The sequence below is a fragment of the Ruegeria sp. CF2 genome, assembly GCF_056537385.1.
Genome location: NZ_JBQFRL010000004.1, coordinates 270,068 through 286,843, shown reverse-complemented (window position 1 = coordinate 286,843; position 16,776 = coordinate 270,068). Strand labels below are relative to the sequence as shown.

Below are 16,776 nucleotides of genomic sequence, written 5' to 3'. Positions count from 1 at the left end.
GCTCAGGCCCGGTCGATCAATGGTCGCGCGTTTTTGACATGCCGATGGATCATGTGCCGCGCACGCTTGCCGGTTTCGGGAATGGGCCGAGCGGCGATCGGGACATGATCCGGATCGTCAAGCTCGGGGAAAATCTCGAAGATCTCGTCTCGGGCATCGCGGCCAATGCTTTTGAGAGCCTCGGGCCCGGTGTACAGGCTTTCCGACGGAGCCCCCTCGGCGGTCACGATTTCATGGCGGTCGAACAGAATGTGGTAGTACGTCACGCTGCTGGCGGTTTCATCGACATGAACGCCGGGAACGCCGACCAGCTTGTGGGCTGGGATCAGCACCTCTTGGGCGTCGAACATGCGCACGGCGATCGCCGAGCGAACCAGCATCCGGTGCTGCGGAGAGACCCGCAGGTCGCGCCGCGGTAGACCCGCTCCCAGCGCTCCGGCTGATACACAGATCGGACGCAGGCGTGGGTTGGCCTGCAAATCGACCGACGTCAGGATGCGCGAGCCGACCCAGCGAATCGGTTGCGAGCCGTGATCGAGCGTCAGAACCAGATCGCCTTCGGTCAGATCTTCTATCGCCTTGGCGCCGGTGGGTGTTTCGATCAGCGTACCGGCGGTAAAGCAGGGCACGTCGACAATGGCAGTGGGATCGGAGGTGTCCGGTGCGTTCGACGGGGTCACATTCGATCGGACCATCGAATAGGTGGTCCCCGGAACAAGGGGTTCAGAGGTGATATACCCGACCAGATTCCCCTCAACCTCGACGCGGTACATGTTGATCGTACCGCCGCCCGGTTTGGTCAGGGCATAGGATTCTTCCAGATAGATGGCCCCGGAATCAAACGTGGTTGATCCGTCAAGGCTGGTGACAACGCCTGTCTGCGTCAGGTCATCGCCGATCTCGTTGTTGAAGCGGTCGCCGTTGAAATCAGTTCCGTTGTCCGGGTCCCCGTTCACGAGCGTACCGCCGGCCGCATCCGCTACATCGAAAACCCGACGGTCGGTGTCCGGGTCGAAACCGGCGCTGAGAGTTACGGTATCAGGGCCGATAAAATTGACCGTGATCACCCCTGGCGCGTAGCCGATATAGGAATAGTTCGCCATCTCTTACTCGTTCACTCGCTGAATCAAAGACACCGGAACAGCACATCACGGACCCGGAAACTCCATCTGACTTCGCACCCTGATAGCAGCGGTTCAAGGCGATTTCGGGGCATTTCACGCTTATTTTAAGGGAATGTAGCCTATTGGCCGCGTGCCAGGACAGAGTCTTGACTTTCGTTAAGGCGGCAAACCGCCCATCCCGCCATTGTCCCCCCACCAGCAAAGCGGCGCAAAGGAGAGCGCAATGCGAGAAGTCATGACCAAGAGCATGGCCCGCAACATATTCTATGGCGGGTCACTGTTCTTCATTTTAATCTTTCTGGCCCTGTCGGCCCACTCACACCTGTACATCGTCAATTCGCCGAACTCGGCGAAGCTGGATGAGAGCGTGATCCGGGGCAAACACGTCTGGGAAAAACACGCCTGCATCAACTGTCACTCGATCATGGGTGAGGGTGCCTATTTCGCCCCGGAGGTCGCCAACGTGATGACCCGCTGGGGCGTTCTGGACGACCCGGAATCGGCCTTTGAAACCCTCAAGGGCTGGATGGAGGCGCAACCCACCGGCATTCCCGGTCGCCGGCAGATGCCAAGGTTCAACCTCAGCGACGAAGAGATCCGTGATCTGGCCAACTTCCTGATCTGGACGGACAATATCGACGCTCAGGACTGGCCCCCGAATGACGCGGGCTGAGAAGGGAACGGAGCAATGAAATACGAATCCCAAAAAGTGGCCTATGCCTATTTCGCATTCGCAATGGGCCTGTTCGCGATCCAGGTGATCGGCGGTCTGCTGGCCGGCTGGATCTATGTATCCCCCAACTTTCTGAGCGAGCTTCTGCCGTTCAATATCGTGCGGATGCTGCACACCAACGCGCTGATCGTGTGGTTGATCACCGGCTTTTTTGGCGCGGCCTATTTCCTGATCCCCGAAGAGGCCGAGCGCGAGATCCACTCGACCAAGCTGGCCTATATCCAGCTGGCGATCCTGATTCTGGGCACGCTGGGTGTGGTGCTGACCTATGTCTTCAACCTGTTCGAAGGCAACTGGCTGCTGGGCAAAGAGGGGCGCGAGTTCCTTGAACAACCCAAATGGGTCAAGGCCGGCATCGTCGTGGCAGCGCTGATCTTCCTCTACAACGTGTCGTTGACCGTTCTGAAGGGCAAGAAGACCGCCATCACAAACATCCTGCTGCTGGGCCTGTGGGGTCTGGCGCTGCTGTTCCTGTTCGCCTTCTACAACCCGGGCAACCTGAGCCTCGACAAGCAGTACTGGTGGTACGTCGTTCACCTGTGGGTCGAAGGCGTGTGGGAGCTGATCATGGCCTCGATCCTGGCCTACCTGATGCTCAAGCTGACCGGAGTTGACCGCGAGGTGGTCGAGAAATGGCTGTATGTCATCGTCGCCGCCGCGTTGTTCTCGGGCATTTTGGGCACCGGCCACCACTACTACTGGATCGGTACGCCGGGTTACTGGCAGTGGATCGGGTCGATCTTCTCAAGCCTCGAGGTGATCCCGTTCTTTGCGATGATGGCCTTTGCGTTCGTCATGGTCTGGAAGGGCCGTCGGGACCACCCCAACAAGGCCGCGCTGCTGTGGTCGCTGGGCTGTGCCACGCTGGCCTTCTTCGGCGCCGGCGTCTGGGGCTTCCTGCACACGCTGCACGGGGTGAACTACTATACCCACGGTACGCAGATCACGGCGGCGCACGGGCACCTGGCCTTCTACGGCGCCTATGTCTGCCTCAACCTGGCGATCTTCACCTATGCGATGCCGATCCTGAAGAACCGTGATCCGTACAATCAGGTGCTGAACATGGCCTCGTTCTGGCTGATGACCGGCGGCATGGTCTTCATGACCTTCGTGCTGACCTTTGCCGGCACCGTCCAGACGCACATGCAGCGCGTGGTGGGTGACTACTACATGGATGTGCAGGATCAGGTCGCGATCTTCTACTGGATGCGCTTCGGCTCCGGTCTGGTCGTGGTCATCGGTGCGCTGCTGTTCATCTACTCGATCTGGGTTCCGCGCAAAGAGGTCATCGAACCCGGCGTCGCGGAAACCCCGGCGGAGTGATGAATATGGACGGCTCCATGAAACTGGGAACGGGGGCGGCAGACGCCCCCTTCTACCTGCCCCAGGGCGACGAATGCGACGTGTTCGCCGCCGCCTATACCAACAAGCTGCCGGTCCTGCTGAAAGGCCCGACAGGTTGCGGCAAGACCCGCTTCGTGTCCCATATGGCCGCCAGTCTGGGTCGGCCGCTCTATACCGTGGCCTGCCACGACGACCTGGCCGCCGCCGACCTGATCGGGCGCTACCTGCTGAAAGGCGGCGAGACCGTCTGGGTCGATGGTCCCCTGACCCGCGCGGTGCGCGAGGGCGCGATCTGTTACCTGGACGAGGTGGTCGAGGCGCGCAAGGACGTGACCGTGGTGCTGCACCCGCTGACCGACGACCGGCGCATCCTGCCGATCGACCGCACCGGCGAAGAGCTTGAGGCCGCGCCCGGCTTCATGCTGGTGGCGTCCTACAACCCCGGCTATCAGAACATCCTGAAAACCCTCAAACCCTCGACCCGGCAACGGTTCATCTCGCTGGAATTCGACTTCCCCTCGCCTCAGATGGAGGCCGAGGTGGTCGCGCAGGAAAGCGGACTGCCGCTGGACCGCTGCAAGCCGCTGGTGCGGCTGGCGGGCAAGCTGCGCGGGCTCAAGGGTCAGGACCTCGAGGAAGGCGTATCCACCCGCCTGGTCGTCTATGCCGCGTCGCTGATCGCGCAGGGCATGTCCACCGACCGCGCCATCCTTGCCGCCATGATCGAACCTCTCACTGATGATGAGGATATCAAACGCGGGCTCCTCGATCTTGTCACCGCCGTCTTTGGGTGAGGCCGGCGATGGTCAGGATCGACTTTGAGCCATGGGAACCCGAAGAAACGATCGGGAAACTGTGGCACAGCCTTGCCAGCCGCCTTGATGCACCAGAGGTGCACGAAGGAGCCGCGGTCGACCTGTCGCAGGTCGCGGGGCGGCTGGCCGTTCTTTTCCGGGGGCTGGGCGGCAGTCCGGGCGTCGAGCTGCGCCCGGTTTCGCCCGAGCTCTCGCGCCACCGGCTGGGCTGGCGGCGCAAGCTGGCCACCGAGGCCGAGCTGATCCCACGCGCCAGTTTCGACGGCGAGGTCCTGCGCCTGCCCGACCGGCTGGCGGTGTTTCCCGCACGCGAAGCCAATGGCGCGCTTTATGTCTGGCTGGCGGCGGTGGCCGCCCATGCCGGAACCCGCATCGACGAGGACGACCCCCTGCGCGCCGATCTGCGCGCCCTGCAGGCGGCCCGCGCGATGGTCGCCGCAACGCTCGAGGACGCGTCGGGCCTGCGCCCGCTTTACACCGAACTGTGCAAGGGCGTGCTGTATCAGCGCGACCTGCCCGGCCTGCCCCCGGCCGAGGCCGCCGTCGAAGAGCTGATCCGCCGGATGCTGGGCGACCCTGCGCCTCTGTCCACCCGCGCCCATGCTTACGACGCCTTGGGCGACGACGTGGCCGCCCCGCGCGGGTACCAGCCGTTTCGCCCGGTGCCCCTGTGGCCCGAACTGCGCGCGGTCGCCTTTTCCGAACACACCGAGGTCGAAAGCCGCGACACCGACGGACCACCCGAGGAATCGGGCGAAAAGACCCACCGCGCCCGCCGCCGCAAATCCGACCAGGCCGAGCGGCAGGACAGTCTGATCCTGCACAAGTTCGAAGCGATCCTTAGCTGGGCCGAATTCCTGAACCTCAACCGCCGGATCGACGATGACGACCCGGACAACGCGAAAAAGGCTGCCGACGATCAGGACGAGATCGGGCTGGGCCAGATTTCCAAGGCGCCGCCGACACGGTTGAAGCTGCACCTCGACCTCGCCCCCGAGGACGTGGACCGCGAACGCCTCTCGGGCCGCATCCTTTACCCCGAATGGGACGTGCGCACGGGGCAGTATCTGCCCGATCACGTCAACGTTCTGACCTCGGAAGCCGAGATCCGCGAGGATGCCGCCGAATTCGGCAAGGACCCGGCCACCGCCCGCCGCATCCGCGCCGTCAAACGACAGTTCGAGGCCCTGCGCCCGGGCCGGGTGATGACCCGCGGCCATCTGGACGGCGACCAGCTGGACATCGAAGCCGCCGTGCGCAGCGCCGTGGACCGCCACGCCAATGGCGAGGGCAACGAGCGCGTCTGGATGCAATCCCGCCCCGAGGCGCGCGACCTGGCGGTGTCGATCCTGCTGGATGTCAGCCGCTCGACCGAAAGCGCGGTCGCGGGGCGTGCGGTTATCGATATCGAACGCGAGGCACTGGCGGCGCTGGCCTGGGGTCTGAACGCCTGCGGCGACGATTTCGCCATTCACGCCTTCAGTTCGCTGAAACGCCAGCGGGTCTATGTGCAGCGCTGCAAAAAGTTCAATGAGCCCATGACCGGCACCGTGGAGCAGCGCATCGCGTCGCTGCGGCCGGGCCATTACACGCGGCTGGGGGCGGCGATCCGTCATGCCTCGGCCGATCTGGCGGCGCAGGCGCGCAAACGCCGGCTGCTGCTGGTGATCACCGACGGCAAGCCCAACGATCTGGACCACTACGAGGGCCGCCACGGCATCGAAGACACCTGCATGGCCGTGCGCGAGGCGCGCCGGGCGGGGCAGTCGGTCTTTGGCGTCACCATCGACAAGACCGGCAAAAGCTGGTTCCCGCGCATGTTCGGGCAAGGCGGGTTCGCGGTGATCCCCGACCCCAACCGCCTGACCATGGCCCTGCCGCAGATCTATCGCCAACTGGTCGGCGCATGAGTGATGCTTCGCTGATCGACGAGCTGCCCGGCGAATTGCTGATGTGGGTTCTGATCGTCTCGGAACTGCTGGTGTTCGGGGCCGGGCTGACCGCCTTCGTGGGCGTCCGCCTGACCGACCCGGCAGGCTTTGCCGAGGCGCAATCGCATCTCTACCGCACCGGGGCCGCGCTCAATACGGGGGTTCTGGTCACCTCGGGCTTTCTGGCGGCGCGGGCCCTACGCTGGCGACAGGCCGCACGCCGCGCCGCCACAAGGCTGGCGCTGATCGGCGCGGCCCTGCTGGGCTTGGTGTTCCTGATCATCAAGGGCGCGGAATATGCGGGAAAGGCGGCACAGGGCATCAGCTACGAGACCCACCCGTTTTTCCTGTTCTACTACCTTCTCACCGGGTTCCATGCCGCGCATGTGCTGGCCGGGGTCGCCATTCTGCTGCTTGTCGCCTGGCGCGACGATCCCCGCAATATCGAGGCCGGCGGCCAGTTCTGGCACATGGTCGATCTGGTCTGGATCCTGCTGTTTCCGGTGATCTATCTGTTGGGGTGATGCGGTGCCGAGTTTTTCCTTTGCCCGATACACCCGCGCGGATCGCCTGACCCGCGCCTGGGCCGGCCTGATCGCGCTCAGCCTGGCCTCGGCCCTGCTGACCCTTGTGCCCATTGAGCCCCGGCTGGTCGGGGGCGGCATCCTGCTGCTGGCCTTGTTCAAGGCCCGCATCATCCTGGCGCGGTATCTCGACCTTGAATGCAGCCCGGCCTGGCTGCGGGGCTTCACGCTGGTGCTGAGCGCCTTTGCGGCACTGATCTTCGCGCTCTGCCTGGTCTGAGGCAAAAAAGAACCGCCGCGCACAGGGGCACGGCGGCTTGCCAGTTCAGGGACAGAAATCTATTGCGCGGCCATCGGCATCCGGGCGATCTGGCACCGCTGCCACAAAGCCGACAGCGCGCCGACCAGATGGTCGATATCGGCATCGGTATGCACGGGCGAGGGCGTGATGCGCAGCCGCTCGGTGCCCTTGGGCACGGTGGGATAGTTGATCGGCTGGATGTAGATGCCGAACTCTTCCAGCAGCGTGTCCGAGATGAACTTGCACTTGACCGGGTCGCCCACCATCACCGGGATGATGTGGCTGGGGTTGGGCAGATGCGGGATGCCCTCGGCGTCGAGCCGGGCGCGCACCTGGGCCACGCGCGCCTTCTGCAGGTCGCGTTCGGCATTCGACTGCTTCAGATGCCGGATCGAGGCCGCGGCCCCGGCCGCGACCGCCGGGGGCAGGGCGGTGGTAAAGATGAACCCGCTGGCAAAGCTGCGCACGAAATCGCACAGCGCGGCCGAGGCGGCGATATAGCCGCCCACCACGCCGAAGGCCTTGCCCAGCGTGCCCTCGATCACGGTCAGACGGTGCATCAGACCCTCGCGCTCGGCGATGCCGCCGCCGCGGGGACCATAGAGGCCGACGGCATGGACCTCGTCCAGATAGGTCATGGCGCCGAATTCATCGGCCAGGTCGCAGATTTCCTTGATCGGAGCGATGTCGCCGTCCATCGAATAGACCGATTCAAAGGCGATCATCTTGGGCGCCTCGGGGTCGGCGGCGGCCAGCTTGGCGCGCAGGTCGTCCAGATCGTTGTGCTTCCAGATCACCTTCTGCGCGCGCGAATGGCGGATGCCCTCGATCATCGAGGCATGATTCAGCGCGTCCGAGAACACGAACAGGCCGGGGATCCTGGCCGCCAGCGTCCCCAGCGCCGCCCAGTTCGAGACGTAGCCCGAGGTGAACAGCAGCGCCGCCTCTTTCCCGTGCAGGTCGGCCAGTTCCTGCTCCAGCAGGACGTGGTCATGGGTGGTGCCGGAAATGTTGCGGGTGCCGCCCGCACCGGCACCGCAGCGGTCCAGCGCATCATGCATCGCCGCCAGCACCGAGGGGTGCTGGCCCATGCCCAGATAGTCGTTCGAACACCAGATGCGCACGTCCCGTGCCGCCGCGCCATCGGTCTGGCGGGCATTGGGAAAGGCGCCGCATTTGCGCTGCAGGTCGATGAAAACACGATAGTTGCCCTCGGCCTTCAGGTCGCTGAGGCTCTGGCTGAAAAAACGCTCGTAATCCATGTCTCGATCTCCCCGGAAAACTGGCTGTTGGCGGGCAGACTATGGGTGCGCGCACGCCGGGAACATGACAATAGTCAAGCGACGCCGGGAAAAGGGTGGTGCGCGGCGCGCGGGTTTGGCATAGGCTGGCGCAGGGATGGATGGGCCGGGATTTCGGCCGGACGAAAGGGGATGCCTTCGTGGCGCATGAAGCACAAAAAGCCATTGCGCGGCAGTCGCTGCTGCTCAAAAGCCTGCCGGATCAGCATGTCGAAACCCTGCTGAGCCACGCGATCTGGCGCCAGTATGACCGTGGCGAGACGATCTTTGTGCAGGAAGAAAGCGCCCAGGCCGTGCATGTGGTGCTGGCCGGATGGGTCAAGCTGTTCCGCATGTCGCCCACCGGGGCCGAGGCCGTGGTCAGCGTTTTCACCCGCGGCGAAAGTTTCGGCGAGGCGGTGGCGCTGCGCAACGTGCCCTATCCGGTTTCGGCCGAGGCGGTCTCGGCCTGCGAGATCATGCACATTCCCAGCCCGGTGCTGATTTCCTTGATGAAGACCGATCCCGAGATCGGGATCTCGATCCTGGCTTCGACCTTCACACATTTGCATTCGCTGGTGTCGCAGCTGGAACAGCTTAAGGCCCAAACCGGGGCGCAGCGGGTGGCCGAGTTCCTGCTGAACCTGTGTGACTGCGACGAAGGCGCCTGCGAAGTCGAGCTGCCTTATGACAAGATGCTGATCGCCGGGCGTCTGGGCATGAAGCCCGAAAGCCTGAGCCGTGCGTTTTCGCGGCTCAAGGCGGTGGGGGTGAAGATCAACCGCAACCATGCCGAAATCTCGGACATTCCGCAGCTGCGAGACTACGCCGACAGCGATCCGGCCGACAACTGGGGGCGCTGAACGCGCCCGGTCAAACTCGCAACCCGTCCTCTCCGAACGTCAGTGCATTGGCCGGATCATAGTCGATGCCGACCTGCGTCCCCGGGGACACCTGATGCTGACCAAAGGCCCGAACGGTAAAAGGCTTTTCGGTACCGATATCGACCAATACGTTGGTATCTGCGCCAAGGTTTTCCACGTGAACGACTGTGCCTGAAAGCGGACCCGACTGCCCAAGGCGAGCGTATTCAGGGCGAATGCCGATGAGTTGCCGGCCAGATCCACCGACCCGATCGGCGGGCACGAAATTCATCGCCGGAGACCCGATGAACTCGGCCACGAACCGGTTGGCGGGGTTGTTGTACAGCTCCATCGGGCTGCCGATCTGTTCGACTCGGCCGTCCCGCAACACGACGATCTTGTCCGCCAAAGTCATCGCCTCGGTCTGGTCGTGGGTCACGTAGATCATGCTGGCGTCGATCTGGCGGTGCAGGTTTGCGATTTCGACCCGGGTGTTCAGGCGCAGCGCGGCATCCAGGTTCGACAGCGGTTCATCGAACAGGAACAGTTTGGGGTTGCGCACGATCGCGCGGCCGATCGCGACGCGCTGGCGCTGACCGCCGGACAACTCGGCCGGGCGACGTTCTAGATAGGGATCCAGTGACAACATGCGGCTGGCTTCGGTGATGCGGCGCGCGATTTCGTCCTTGGGATGCCCGGCCTGCTTCAAGCCTAGTTCCATGTTCCCCCGAACAGTCAGATGCGGATACAGCGCATAAGACTGGAACACCATCGCGATGCCGCGCTTGGCGGGTGGGACCTCGTTGACGGTCTGGCCATCGATTTCGACCGTTCCCGAGGTCGCCTCTTCAAGCCCCGCTATCACGCGCAGCAGGGTGGACTTGCCGCAACCCGAGGGGCCCACAAAGACCACGAATTCGTTCTCCTCGACGGTCAGGTCGATGTTTTTCAGCACGTTCACCTGTCCGAAGGACTTGCACACATTGGTCAGTTTCAGGGCGGTCACGTCACGTCTCCTTCAGGTCGACCGGCTGGCCGGATCGAATGCTTTGGTCGGCGGCAAGGCAGATCCGCAGGGATTGCACCGCGTCATTCATATGGCGGGTCAGGTCGATGTCCCGCGCGATGGCTTGCAGCATGTAGGCTTGTTCGGCGTCGCAAAGTTCCTGGTGGCCGGGTTCGCCATCCATCTCGATCAGGGTGTCGCCGCTGGCTTTGTGCACCAGAATGCCGCCCACCTTCGTGTGGCCGTCCACATCATCGGATGCGCCCCTGTTGCCTTCGGTAATTGAAACCGCGCCATTGGGTGAAACGATGTCTTTCACGAAGAACGCCGTTTCGGACATCATAGGACCCCAACCAGCCTCATACCAACCAACCGAGCCATCTTCGAACACCACTTGGAACTGGCCGTAATTGTACATGTCGGGCGCGATTTCGTCCGACAAACGCAGGCCCATTCCGTTGACCCGAACGGGCCGGGCATCGGTAATCTGGCACATGACGTCGACGTAATGCACACCGCAGTCCACGATGGGTGAGGTGGTTTGCATCAGCGCCTTGTGCGTCTCCCATGTCGGGCCGTCGGACTGCTGATTCAGGTTCAGGCGAAAGACATAGGGGCCGCCCAGGTCGCGCGCCTCGGATATCAGCCGCATCCACGAGGGGTGATGCCGAAGGATGTACCCAACCACCAGCTTGCGGTTGGCTTCAGTGGCCTTTTCTACCACACGGCGTGCGTCTGCGACCGTGGTGGCCAGGGGTTTCTCGACAAAGACATGCGCACCGGCGTCCATCGCGGCACAGGCATAGTCAGCATGGCTGTCGGAATAGGTGGCAATCACGGCCAGATCAGGGTTGGTGTCTGCAAGCGCCGTATTGAAATCGGTGAAGACCGGATACCCCTGCAAATCCGGGTGATCCACTGTCCCGGATCGGTTCACCAGACCCACGATCTGGGCGTCGGGATGGTGATGATGCGCCAGCGCGTGGCTGAGGCCCATGTTTCCCAAACCTGCGATCAGAACCCGGATCATTTGACCGCCCCCGAAGTGATCCCGCGGATCAGTTGCCGCGAGAAGATGACATACAGAACCATGACCGGCAGGATCGCCATGCTGAGCGCGGAAAGCACCGCGTTCCAGTCGGTGACGAACTGACCGATGAAGACCTGGCTACCGAGGGTCAGGGTCTTGGTCTCTTCGGCCGGGGCCAGGATCAGCGGGAACCACAGGTCGTTCCAGATCGGGATCATGTTGAACACGGCCACGGTCGCCATCGCCGGACGCACCAGCGGCAGAACAAGGCGGAAGAAGATGGTGTATTCGCTCAGCCCGTCGATGCGGCCTGCGTTCTTGAGGTCGTCGCTGACTTGCCGCATGAACTCGGACAGGATGAATACGGCCAGCGGCAGGCCCTGTGCGGTGTAGACGAGGATCAGCGCCATCAGCGTGTTGACCAGACCGGTCGCCACCATCATGTCCAGGATCGCAACCGTGCCGATGCGGATCGGAATCATGATGCCCAATGCAAGGTACAGGCCCATCAGCGTGTTGCCTTTGAACCGGTATTCGCTGAGCGCGAAAGCCGCCATTGCGCCGAACAGCAGGATCAGGAACAGCGACACGACGGTGACAATCATCGAATTCTGGAAATACAGGAAGAAGTCGCCCTGTTTCATCACCGTCTGGTATCCGATCATCGAGAACGAGTCGGCATCCGGCAGCGCCAACGGTTCACGGAAGATCGCCTTTCGCGATTTGAAGCTGTTGATCACGATCACGAAGACCGGAAACAGGGCGATCAGCGTATAGAGGATCAGCGCGCCATGCATGGCGGCGATGTTGAAGGGGTTTCTGCGGGCTTTGTTCATTCTCCTCGGGCCCCTCAGAACTGATACCGGCGGATGCGGGACTGGATCAGGAACAGATAGATGCAGACCCCCGTCAGGATGATGGCGAACATGCCCGTTGCGATGGCCGATCCCATATGCGGGTCACCGAGCTGCAATTGGAACCCGAAGAAGGTCCGGTACATGAACGTGCCAAGGATGTCGGTCGAGAAGTCCGGCCCCGCCAGAGCACCTTGGGATGCGTAGATCAGGTCGAACGCATTGAAATTACCGACAAACGTCAGGATCGAGATGATGCCGATCGAAGGCAGGATCAGCGGCAGCTTGATCTTCCAGAATGCGGACATGCCGGTGATGCCTTCGACTTCGGCAGCCTCGAGGATCTCTTCGGGGATCGACAGCAGGGCGGCATAGATCAACATCATCGGAATGCCCACGAACTGCCAGACCGAAATCAGGGCCAGCGTGGTCAGCGCGTATTCCTCTTTGCCCAGCCAAGGCGCGAACAGAGATTTGAGTCCGACCGCGGCCAGCATATCGGGGGCGATGCCCCAGATCGGCGACAGGATCAGCTTCCAGGCGAAGCCAACGATCACGAAGGACAGGATCGTCGGAATGAAGATGGCCGATCGGTAAAACGCCGCAAAGCGCAGGCGTGGGTGGCTGAGGATCGCCGCCAGTGCGATCCCGATCGGATTCTGCACCAGCATGTGGATGAAGAAGAACCAGAAATTGTTGCCCAGTGCGTTCCAGAACGCATCCGACCAAATCGGGTCGCCGAACAGGGTGTGGAAGTTGTCCAGGCCTACGAACACACGGGCCTGATCGACCTCGGTGTACAGTGCCAGCCGCAGCGTGTTGAACAGCGGAAAGACCATGACGGCCGAGTAGACCAGCACTGCGGGTGCCAGAAACACCACGATGTGCCATTTGATCCGGCGATTGCCCATGTTGTTCCTCGAAAGCTCAGGGTGGCTCTGGCCGTCTGGCCAGAGCCGTTTGCGTCACGAAAGACGGGTTACTGGTGCGGGGCGTACCAGCTGGCCAACCCGTCCTGCAGGCGCTTGCCGGCGTCCTCGGGCGATTCCTCACCCTTGATCACCTGAGCCGATGCGTTCCAGGTCTCGTTCTCAAGGTTGGGCGTTCCACGCGACAGGATCTGATAGGTGGACCGGATGGTCGAGTTGCACTCGTTCCGCCAGCTCACGAATTCCTGTGCCAGTGGGTCCTCCATCGCTACATCGAAGCTGGAGAGAGAGAAGAAGCCGGGCAGCGCGTTTGCATAGATCTGCGCGAATTCCTCGGACCCGACCCAGTTCAGGAAGGTGCGTGCCGCATCGGCGTTGGGCGATGCTGCGTTCAGGCCAATGGCGATGTCGGTGTGGTCCGAGATATAGCACTCGTCCCCGGCATTCTGGACCGGCGGCTTGAAGGCGCCCATCTCGAAATCGGCCAGGTTGTTGAAGCCGCTGATCTCCCAGCTGCCGGCCGGATAGATGGCGGCGCGGCCCAGTGTGAACAGGTTCTGGCTGTCGGGATAGGTCTGCGCTTCGAACCCGTCGCCCAGATAGGCACCCCATTTGGCCAGCTGGCGGTAGGGGGCGACCCACGGCTCGTCCGTCAGTTTCTGAGAACCTTCGATCAAGGCGAGGCGACCTTCTTCGCCCTTCCAGTAGTTCGGCCCGATGTTGTTGTAACCCATGGTGGCCGCTTCCCACTGGTCATTGGTGCCCATGGCCATGGGGATATAGGTGCCGTCTTCCTTGATCTTGTCCAGAACGGCAAAGAACTCGGCTTCGGTTTCCGGAACCGACAGGCCCAGCTCGTCGAACGCGTCCTTGTTGTAGATGAATCCGTGGATCACCGAGGCCATCGGCACGCAGAAGGTGGCCGATCCGTCATCGGTCTGCCACGCCGATTTGGCGACGTCCGAGAAATTTGCCATGCCTTCCAGGTCAGAAAGATCGGCCAGTTTGCCTGCCTCGTACAGGCCAAGTGAGGTGTCGAAGGGACGGCAGGTAATCAGGTCTCCGGCCGAACCGGCATCCAGTTTGGCGTTCAGGGCGGCGTTGTATTCCGCCGGGGCCGACGGGGTGAACTTGATCTTTATGTCGGGATGCTTGGCCTCAAAGGCCGGGATGATCTTTTCCTGCCACAGGGCCAGGTCGTCGTTGCGCCAGCTCTCGATGGTCAGCGTGGTTTCGGCCATTGCCGTACCGGCCAGGGCCGATGACGCCAGCAGCACGGCGGTCAGTGTGGTTGTTCTCATGATGTATTCTCCCTTTTGGTCTTCTTCTCGGTTCAAATCTGGTCCAACGCCGGGCGTAGATGGCCGCCCGATGCCGCTAGCAGGTCACTGGCCTGCGCCGGTGTTGCGGCGCCGGCGGCCAAAAGTACGGCAAGCTTCAGGTTGCCTTCGGCGCGATCTAGGGCAGCAGCGGCGTGCTGAGCTGTGGCGCCGGTTATGTTCCGGATGATTCCTTCTGCACGCTGACGCAGCTTGGCATTGTCGGCGACCACGTTGACCATCATGCCGTCATGCACATGCCCCAACCTGACACCCATGAGGGTCGAGAGCATGTTGAGCGCCGCCTTCTGCGCGGTTGCGGCGCCCAGTCGGGTCGATCCTGCAATGACTTCGGGCGGGGTGTTCAGGCAAATTGCGCAATCGGCGTGCTCGAACAGGGGTGCGTCGGCGTTGTTGGCGATGCAGATGGTTTTGGCGCTGCGGGACTTTGCAATTCCGGCAAAGGTCAACGGGTAGGGCGTGGTGCCGCTGGCGGATATCGCGATCACCGTGTCCGTTGGGCAGAGGTCGGCAGCGGCGATTTCGGCCGTCCGAGTGTCATCTTCGGTGTGGCCCGGCATCTCTGCCCCGGTTGGTATGCCGCCGGCCATGCAGATGGCGATCGAATCTGGCGACAGGCCGAATGTCCCCGGTATTTCCGCCCCATCGGCCAAGCCCATCAGCCCGGACGACCCGGCGGCGGCATAATAGAGCCGCCCCCCGGCGCGGATGGTTTCTGCCATCAATGCCGCACCTTTCGAGATATCCGGAAGGCAAGCATCCAGCCCGTTCAGCGCGGCTTTCTGCGCATCCAGCAGCAGGCGCAGAACTTCGGTGTCCGGGCGCAGGTCCAGCCCCTCGGATTCGTCGCGCAGCATTTCGGTTTGCGGCAGCATTTGCGGCGTCATGTGATTCCCCTTTGGCACCAAAGATAATACCTATATGATACCTTTTGTCTACCATTCGTTTCAATTCACTAAATAACCACCAAAGAGCGCAAAAAATAGCGAGTCTTGGCCACAAGAGGTCTTTTTTTCAGCCAAAAGGTATTGTAAAGGTATCTATATGGATGAGTCCCTCCCATATCTCATTGCAATTGACGGTGGCGGTACACGCTGCCGGTTTGCCATGGCCGGCCCCACCGGGCGGCATGATCTGGTTCTGGGAAGTGCCAATGTCTATTCCGATCGTGCGGCGGCTATCTCAACGCTGAATGCCGGGCTGCGGGCTCTGGCCGAGCGTGCTGCGATGCCCGAAGCGGCTTTGACCGGGATTCCGGTCTACGCTGGGTTGGCAGGCGTGACTGACGCGGACGCAGGCGCTGAAATCGCACGGCACCTGCCATCGCGCATTGTGCAGATCGAGGATGACCGCCGCTCGGCCGTGGTCGGGGCGTTGGGGGCGGTCGATGGATGTTTGATCGGGATCGGCACTGGATCGTTCCTGGCGCGGCAAAGCGAGGGCGAAATCCGGTTGATTGGCGGATATGGGGCGCTCATCGGTGATGATGCGTCCGGGTATTGGCTAGGACAGCAGCTGCTGCGGCGGGTGTTGCTTGCAGCGGACGGAATAGCCCCCGACAGCGCGCTGACACGATCCGTACGCAGACGTTTTGACGAAGACCCGATGCAGATCGTGCGATTTGCGGGGCAGGCGCGGCCAGCCGAAATCGCAGATTTCGCACCCGAAATCATTGCGGCGGCTCAAAAAGGCGATGTGGTGGCCGTGGCCCTGATGCGCGAGGGCGCCGACTATGTCGCTGCAGGGCTTCAGGCCCTTGGTCGCGATGATGCCGAGCCGGTCTGTGCAGTGGGCGGGGTGGCATCGCATTACATCGCCTATCTTTCCGCCGAGGTGCAGAGCGCGATGATCGAACCGGCGGGCACCGCCCTCGACGGGGCGCTGCAGCTCGCCGCACAGCTGGCCGAGCGCGCCAGATTGGGGGCAGCATGACCGCCGAAACGATCGAAACCTTCCTCAGGACCGGTGACTGGATGCAGCAGTCCTTGGGGCCTCGATACGTTCGGTTGCGCAAGCGGATCGAAGAGGGCATCGAGAATGGTCTGCTGGCGGAAAGTGCACCGCTTCCGGCCGAACGCGAGATCGCAAACCTCACGGGCCTTTCCCGCGTCACCGTGCGTCGGGCGATGCAGGATCTGGTAGATCGGGGAATCGTCATTCAGCGCCAGGGCTCGGGCAGTTTCGTGGCCGACGGCACGCCTCGGGTCGAGCAATCTCTGTCACGGCTGACCTCGTTCACCGAGGACATGAATCGACGCGGTCTTGAATCCTCAAGCGAGTGGCTTGAGCGCGGCGTGTACACTCCGTCGCCCGAGGAGGTGATGGCGCTGGCCCTGTCCTCGGGTGAAGCGGTTGCGCGCATCTCGCGCCTGCGTATGGCCAATGACCGGCCCATGGCGATCGAACGGGCCTCGCTGCCGATCGACATTCTGCCGCGCCCGCAGGAGGTCGAAGCCTCATTGTACGAAGTCCTGGAGCGGGATGGAAACCGGCCAGTACGGGCGCTGCAGCGCATATCGGCGATCAATCTGGACAGCGCCGACGCGGGCTTGCTTGGGGTCGAACCCGGTGCGGCCGGGCTGCGCATTGTTCGAACATCATACCTGTCCAATCGGCGGGTCGTTGAATTCACTCGGTCGATCTATCGCGGCGACGCCTATGATTTTGTCGCCGAATTGCGGTTGGCCAACAGCTAGGACACA

17 protein-coding genes are annotated in these 16,776 nt (G+C 62.5%); 9 read left to right on the top strand and 8 right to left on the bottom strand.

Going from position 1 to position 16,776, the window contains the following annotated elements:
- Positions 1–2: 2 nt before the first annotated feature.
- Positions 3–1,103, bottom strand: coding sequence for a Hint domain-containing protein (locus ACR0IR_RS16905; RefSeq protein ID WP_170366041.1), 1,101 nt, complete (start codon positions 1,101–1,103; stop codon positions 3–5).
- Between the two features lie 244 nt (positions 1,104–1,347).
- Between ACR0IR_RS16905 and ACR0IR_RS16900 the strand changes: the two genes are divergently transcribed.
- The 6 genes from ACR0IR_RS16900 to ACR0IR_RS16875 are packed head-to-tail and all read left to right on the top strand — an operon-like array spanning position 1,348 to position 6,751.
- Positions 1,348–1,797, top strand: a complete 450-nt coding sequence (locus ACR0IR_RS16900; protein ID WP_480779149.1) for a c-type cytochrome — start codon at positions 1,348–1,350, stop codon at positions 1,795–1,797.
- A 15-nt stretch (positions 1,798–1,812) separates the two neighbouring features.
- Positions 1,813–3,180, top strand: coding sequence for a cbb3-type cytochrome c oxidase subunit I (locus tag ACR0IR_RS16895; protein WP_170359704.1), 1,368 nt, complete (start codon positions 1,813–1,815; stop codon positions 3,178–3,180).
- Positions 3,180–3,995, top strand: coding sequence for a CbbQ/NirQ/NorQ/GpvN family protein (locus tag ACR0IR_RS16890; protein WP_437342620.1), 816 nt, complete (start codon positions 3,180–3,182; stop codon positions 3,993–3,995). The genes ACR0IR_RS16895 and ACR0IR_RS16890 overlap by 1 nt, the downstream gene beginning before the upstream one ends.
- An 8-nt stretch (positions 3,996–4,003) precedes the next feature.
- On the top strand, positions 4,004–5,926 hold the full coding sequence (locus ACR0IR_RS16885) for a nitric oxide reductase activation protein NorD (protein ID WP_170366038.1): 1,923 nt from the start codon (positions 4,004–4,006) through the stop codon (positions 5,924–5,926).
- Entirely contained in the window at positions 5,923–6,471 is a 549-nt protein-coding gene (locus ACR0IR_RS16880; protein WP_170366036.1) for a cytochrome c oxidase subunit 3, read from the top strand. Before ACR0IR_RS16885 ends, ACR0IR_RS16880 begins: the two co-directional genes overlap by 4 nt.
- A gap of 4 nt (positions 6,472–6,475) precedes the next feature.
- Positions 6,476–6,751, top strand: coding sequence for a cytochrome C oxidase subunit IV family protein (locus ACR0IR_RS16875; protein ID WP_170366034.1), 276 nt, complete (start codon positions 6,476–6,478; stop codon positions 6,749–6,751).
- A gap of 59 nt (positions 6,752–6,810) precedes the next feature.
- Here ACR0IR_RS16875 and hemA read toward each other — a convergent pair whose 3' ends face one another.
- A complete protein-coding gene (gene hemA, locus ACR0IR_RS16870) occupies positions 6,811–8,034 on the bottom strand; it encodes a 5-aminolevulinate synthase (protein WP_170366033.1) in 1,224 nt (407 codons plus the stop codon).
- A gap of 179 nt (positions 8,035–8,213) precedes the next feature.
- Here hemA and ACR0IR_RS16865 point away from each other — a divergent pair, with 179 nt between their 5' ends.
- Positions 8,214–8,915, top strand: coding sequence for a Crp/Fnr family transcriptional regulator (locus tag ACR0IR_RS16865; protein ID WP_093963736.1), 702 nt, complete (start codon positions 8,214–8,216; stop codon positions 8,913–8,915).
- Positions 8,916–8,925: 10 nt separating this feature from the next.
- Here ACR0IR_RS16865 and ACR0IR_RS16860 read toward each other — a convergent pair whose 3' ends face one another.
- The 6 genes from ACR0IR_RS16860 to ACR0IR_RS16835 form a co-directional block, all read right to left on the bottom strand.
- Positions 8,926–9,921: an ABC transporter ATP-binding protein gene (locus ACR0IR_RS16860; protein ID WP_170366031.1), complete on the bottom strand. Its 996-nt coding sequence runs from the start codon at positions 9,919–9,921 to the stop codon at positions 8,926–8,928.
- Between the two features lies 1 nt (position 9,922).
- Positions 9,923–10,951, bottom strand: coding sequence for a Gfo/Idh/MocA family protein (locus ACR0IR_RS16855; protein WP_170366029.1), 1,029 nt, complete (start codon positions 10,949–10,951; stop codon positions 9,923–9,925).
- Positions 10,948–11,787 (bottom strand): carbohydrate ABC transporter permease, encoded by an 840-nt coding sequence (locus ACR0IR_RS16850; RefSeq protein WP_170341791.1) that lies wholly within the window; start codon positions 11,785–11,787, stop codon positions 10,948–10,950. The genes ACR0IR_RS16855 and ACR0IR_RS16850 overlap by 4 nt, the downstream gene beginning before the upstream one ends.
- 14 nt (positions 11,788–11,801) lie before the next feature.
- Positions 11,802–12,716, bottom strand: coding sequence for a carbohydrate ABC transporter permease (locus ACR0IR_RS16845; RefSeq protein WP_170366027.1), 915 nt, complete (start codon positions 12,714–12,716; stop codon positions 11,802–11,804).
- A 68-nt stretch (positions 12,717–12,784) separates the two neighbouring features.
- A complete protein-coding gene (locus ACR0IR_RS16840) occupies positions 12,785–14,035 on the bottom strand; it encodes an ABC transporter substrate-binding protein (protein WP_170366025.1) in 1,251 nt (416 codons plus the stop codon).
- Positions 14,036–14,067: 32 nt separating this feature from the next.
- Positions 14,068–14,961, bottom strand: coding sequence for an N-acetylmuramic acid 6-phosphate etherase (locus tag ACR0IR_RS16835; protein WP_254441598.1), 894 nt, complete (start codon positions 14,959–14,961; stop codon positions 14,068–14,070).
- Positions 14,962–15,118: 157 nt separating this feature from the next.
- Between ACR0IR_RS16835 and ACR0IR_RS16830 the strand changes: the two genes are divergently transcribed.
- Entirely contained in the window at positions 15,119–16,006 is an 888-nt protein-coding gene (locus ACR0IR_RS16830) for a glucosamine kinase nucleotide-binding domain-containing protein (protein WP_170366024.1), read from the top strand.
- Complete coding sequence (locus ACR0IR_RS16825) at positions 16,003–16,770, top strand: GntR family transcriptional regulator (protein WP_170366022.1); 768 nt, start codon at positions 16,003–16,005, stop codon at positions 16,768–16,770. Before ACR0IR_RS16830 ends, ACR0IR_RS16825 begins: the two co-directional genes overlap by 4 nt.
- Positions 16,771–16,776 lie beyond the last annotated feature (6 nt).

What these genes read in the sequence shown, in the direction of transcription:
- ACR0IR_RS16890 (WP_437342620.1), top strand. Translation starts at nt 3,180, where the DNA reads ATGAATATGGACGGCTCCATGAAACTGGGAACGGGGGCGGCAGACGCC.
- ACR0IR_RS16895 (WP_170359704.1), top strand. Translation starts at nt 1,813, where the DNA reads ATGAAATACGAATCCCAAAAAGTGGCCTATGCCTATTTCGCATTCGCA.
- ACR0IR_RS16850 (WP_170341791.1), bottom strand. Translation starts at nt 11,787, where the DNA reads ATGAACAAAGCCCGCAGAAACCCCTTCAACATCGCCGCCATGCATGGC.
- ACR0IR_RS16900 (WP_480779149.1), top strand. Translation starts at nt 1,348, where the DNA reads ATGCGAGAAGTCATGACCAAGAGCATGGCCCGCAACATATTCTATGGC.
- ACR0IR_RS16880 (WP_170366036.1), top strand. Translation starts at nt 5,923, where the DNA reads ATGAGTGATGCTTCGCTGATCGACGAGCTGCCCGGCGAATTGCTGATG.
- ACR0IR_RS16885 (WP_170366038.1), top strand. Translation starts at nt 4,004, where the DNA reads ATGGTCAGGATCGACTTTGAGCCATGGGAACCCGAAGAAACGATCGGG.
- ACR0IR_RS16855 (WP_170366029.1), bottom strand. Translation starts at nt 10,951, where the DNA reads ATGATCCGGGTTCTGATCGCAGGTTTGGGAAACATGGGCCTCAGCCAC.
- ACR0IR_RS16845 (WP_170366027.1), bottom strand. Translation starts at nt 12,716, where the DNA reads ATGGGCAATCGCCGGATCAAATGGCACATCGTGGTGTTTCTGGCACCC.
- ACR0IR_RS16825 (WP_170366022.1), top strand. Translation starts at nt 16,003, where the DNA reads ATGACCGCCGAAACGATCGAAACCTTCCTCAGGACCGGTGACTGGATG.
- ACR0IR_RS16905 (WP_170366041.1), bottom strand. Translation starts at nt 1,103, where the DNA reads ATGGCGAACTATTCCTATATCGGCTACGCGCCAGGGGTGATCACGGTC.
- ACR0IR_RS16835 (WP_254441598.1), bottom strand. Translation starts at nt 14,961, where the DNA reads ATGACGCCGCAAATGCTGCCGCAAACCGAAATGCTGCGCGACGAATCC.
- ACR0IR_RS16840 (WP_170366025.1), bottom strand. Translation starts at nt 14,035, where the DNA reads ATGAGAACAACCACACTGACCGCCGTGCTGCTGGCGTCATCGGCCCTG.
- ACR0IR_RS16830 (WP_170366024.1), top strand. Translation starts at nt 15,119, where the DNA reads ATGGATGAGTCCCTCCCATATCTCATTGCAATTGACGGTGGCGGTACA.
- hemA (WP_170366033.1), bottom strand. Translation starts at nt 8,034, where the DNA reads ATGGATTACGAGCGTTTTTTCAGCCAGAGCCTCAGCGACCTGAAGGCC.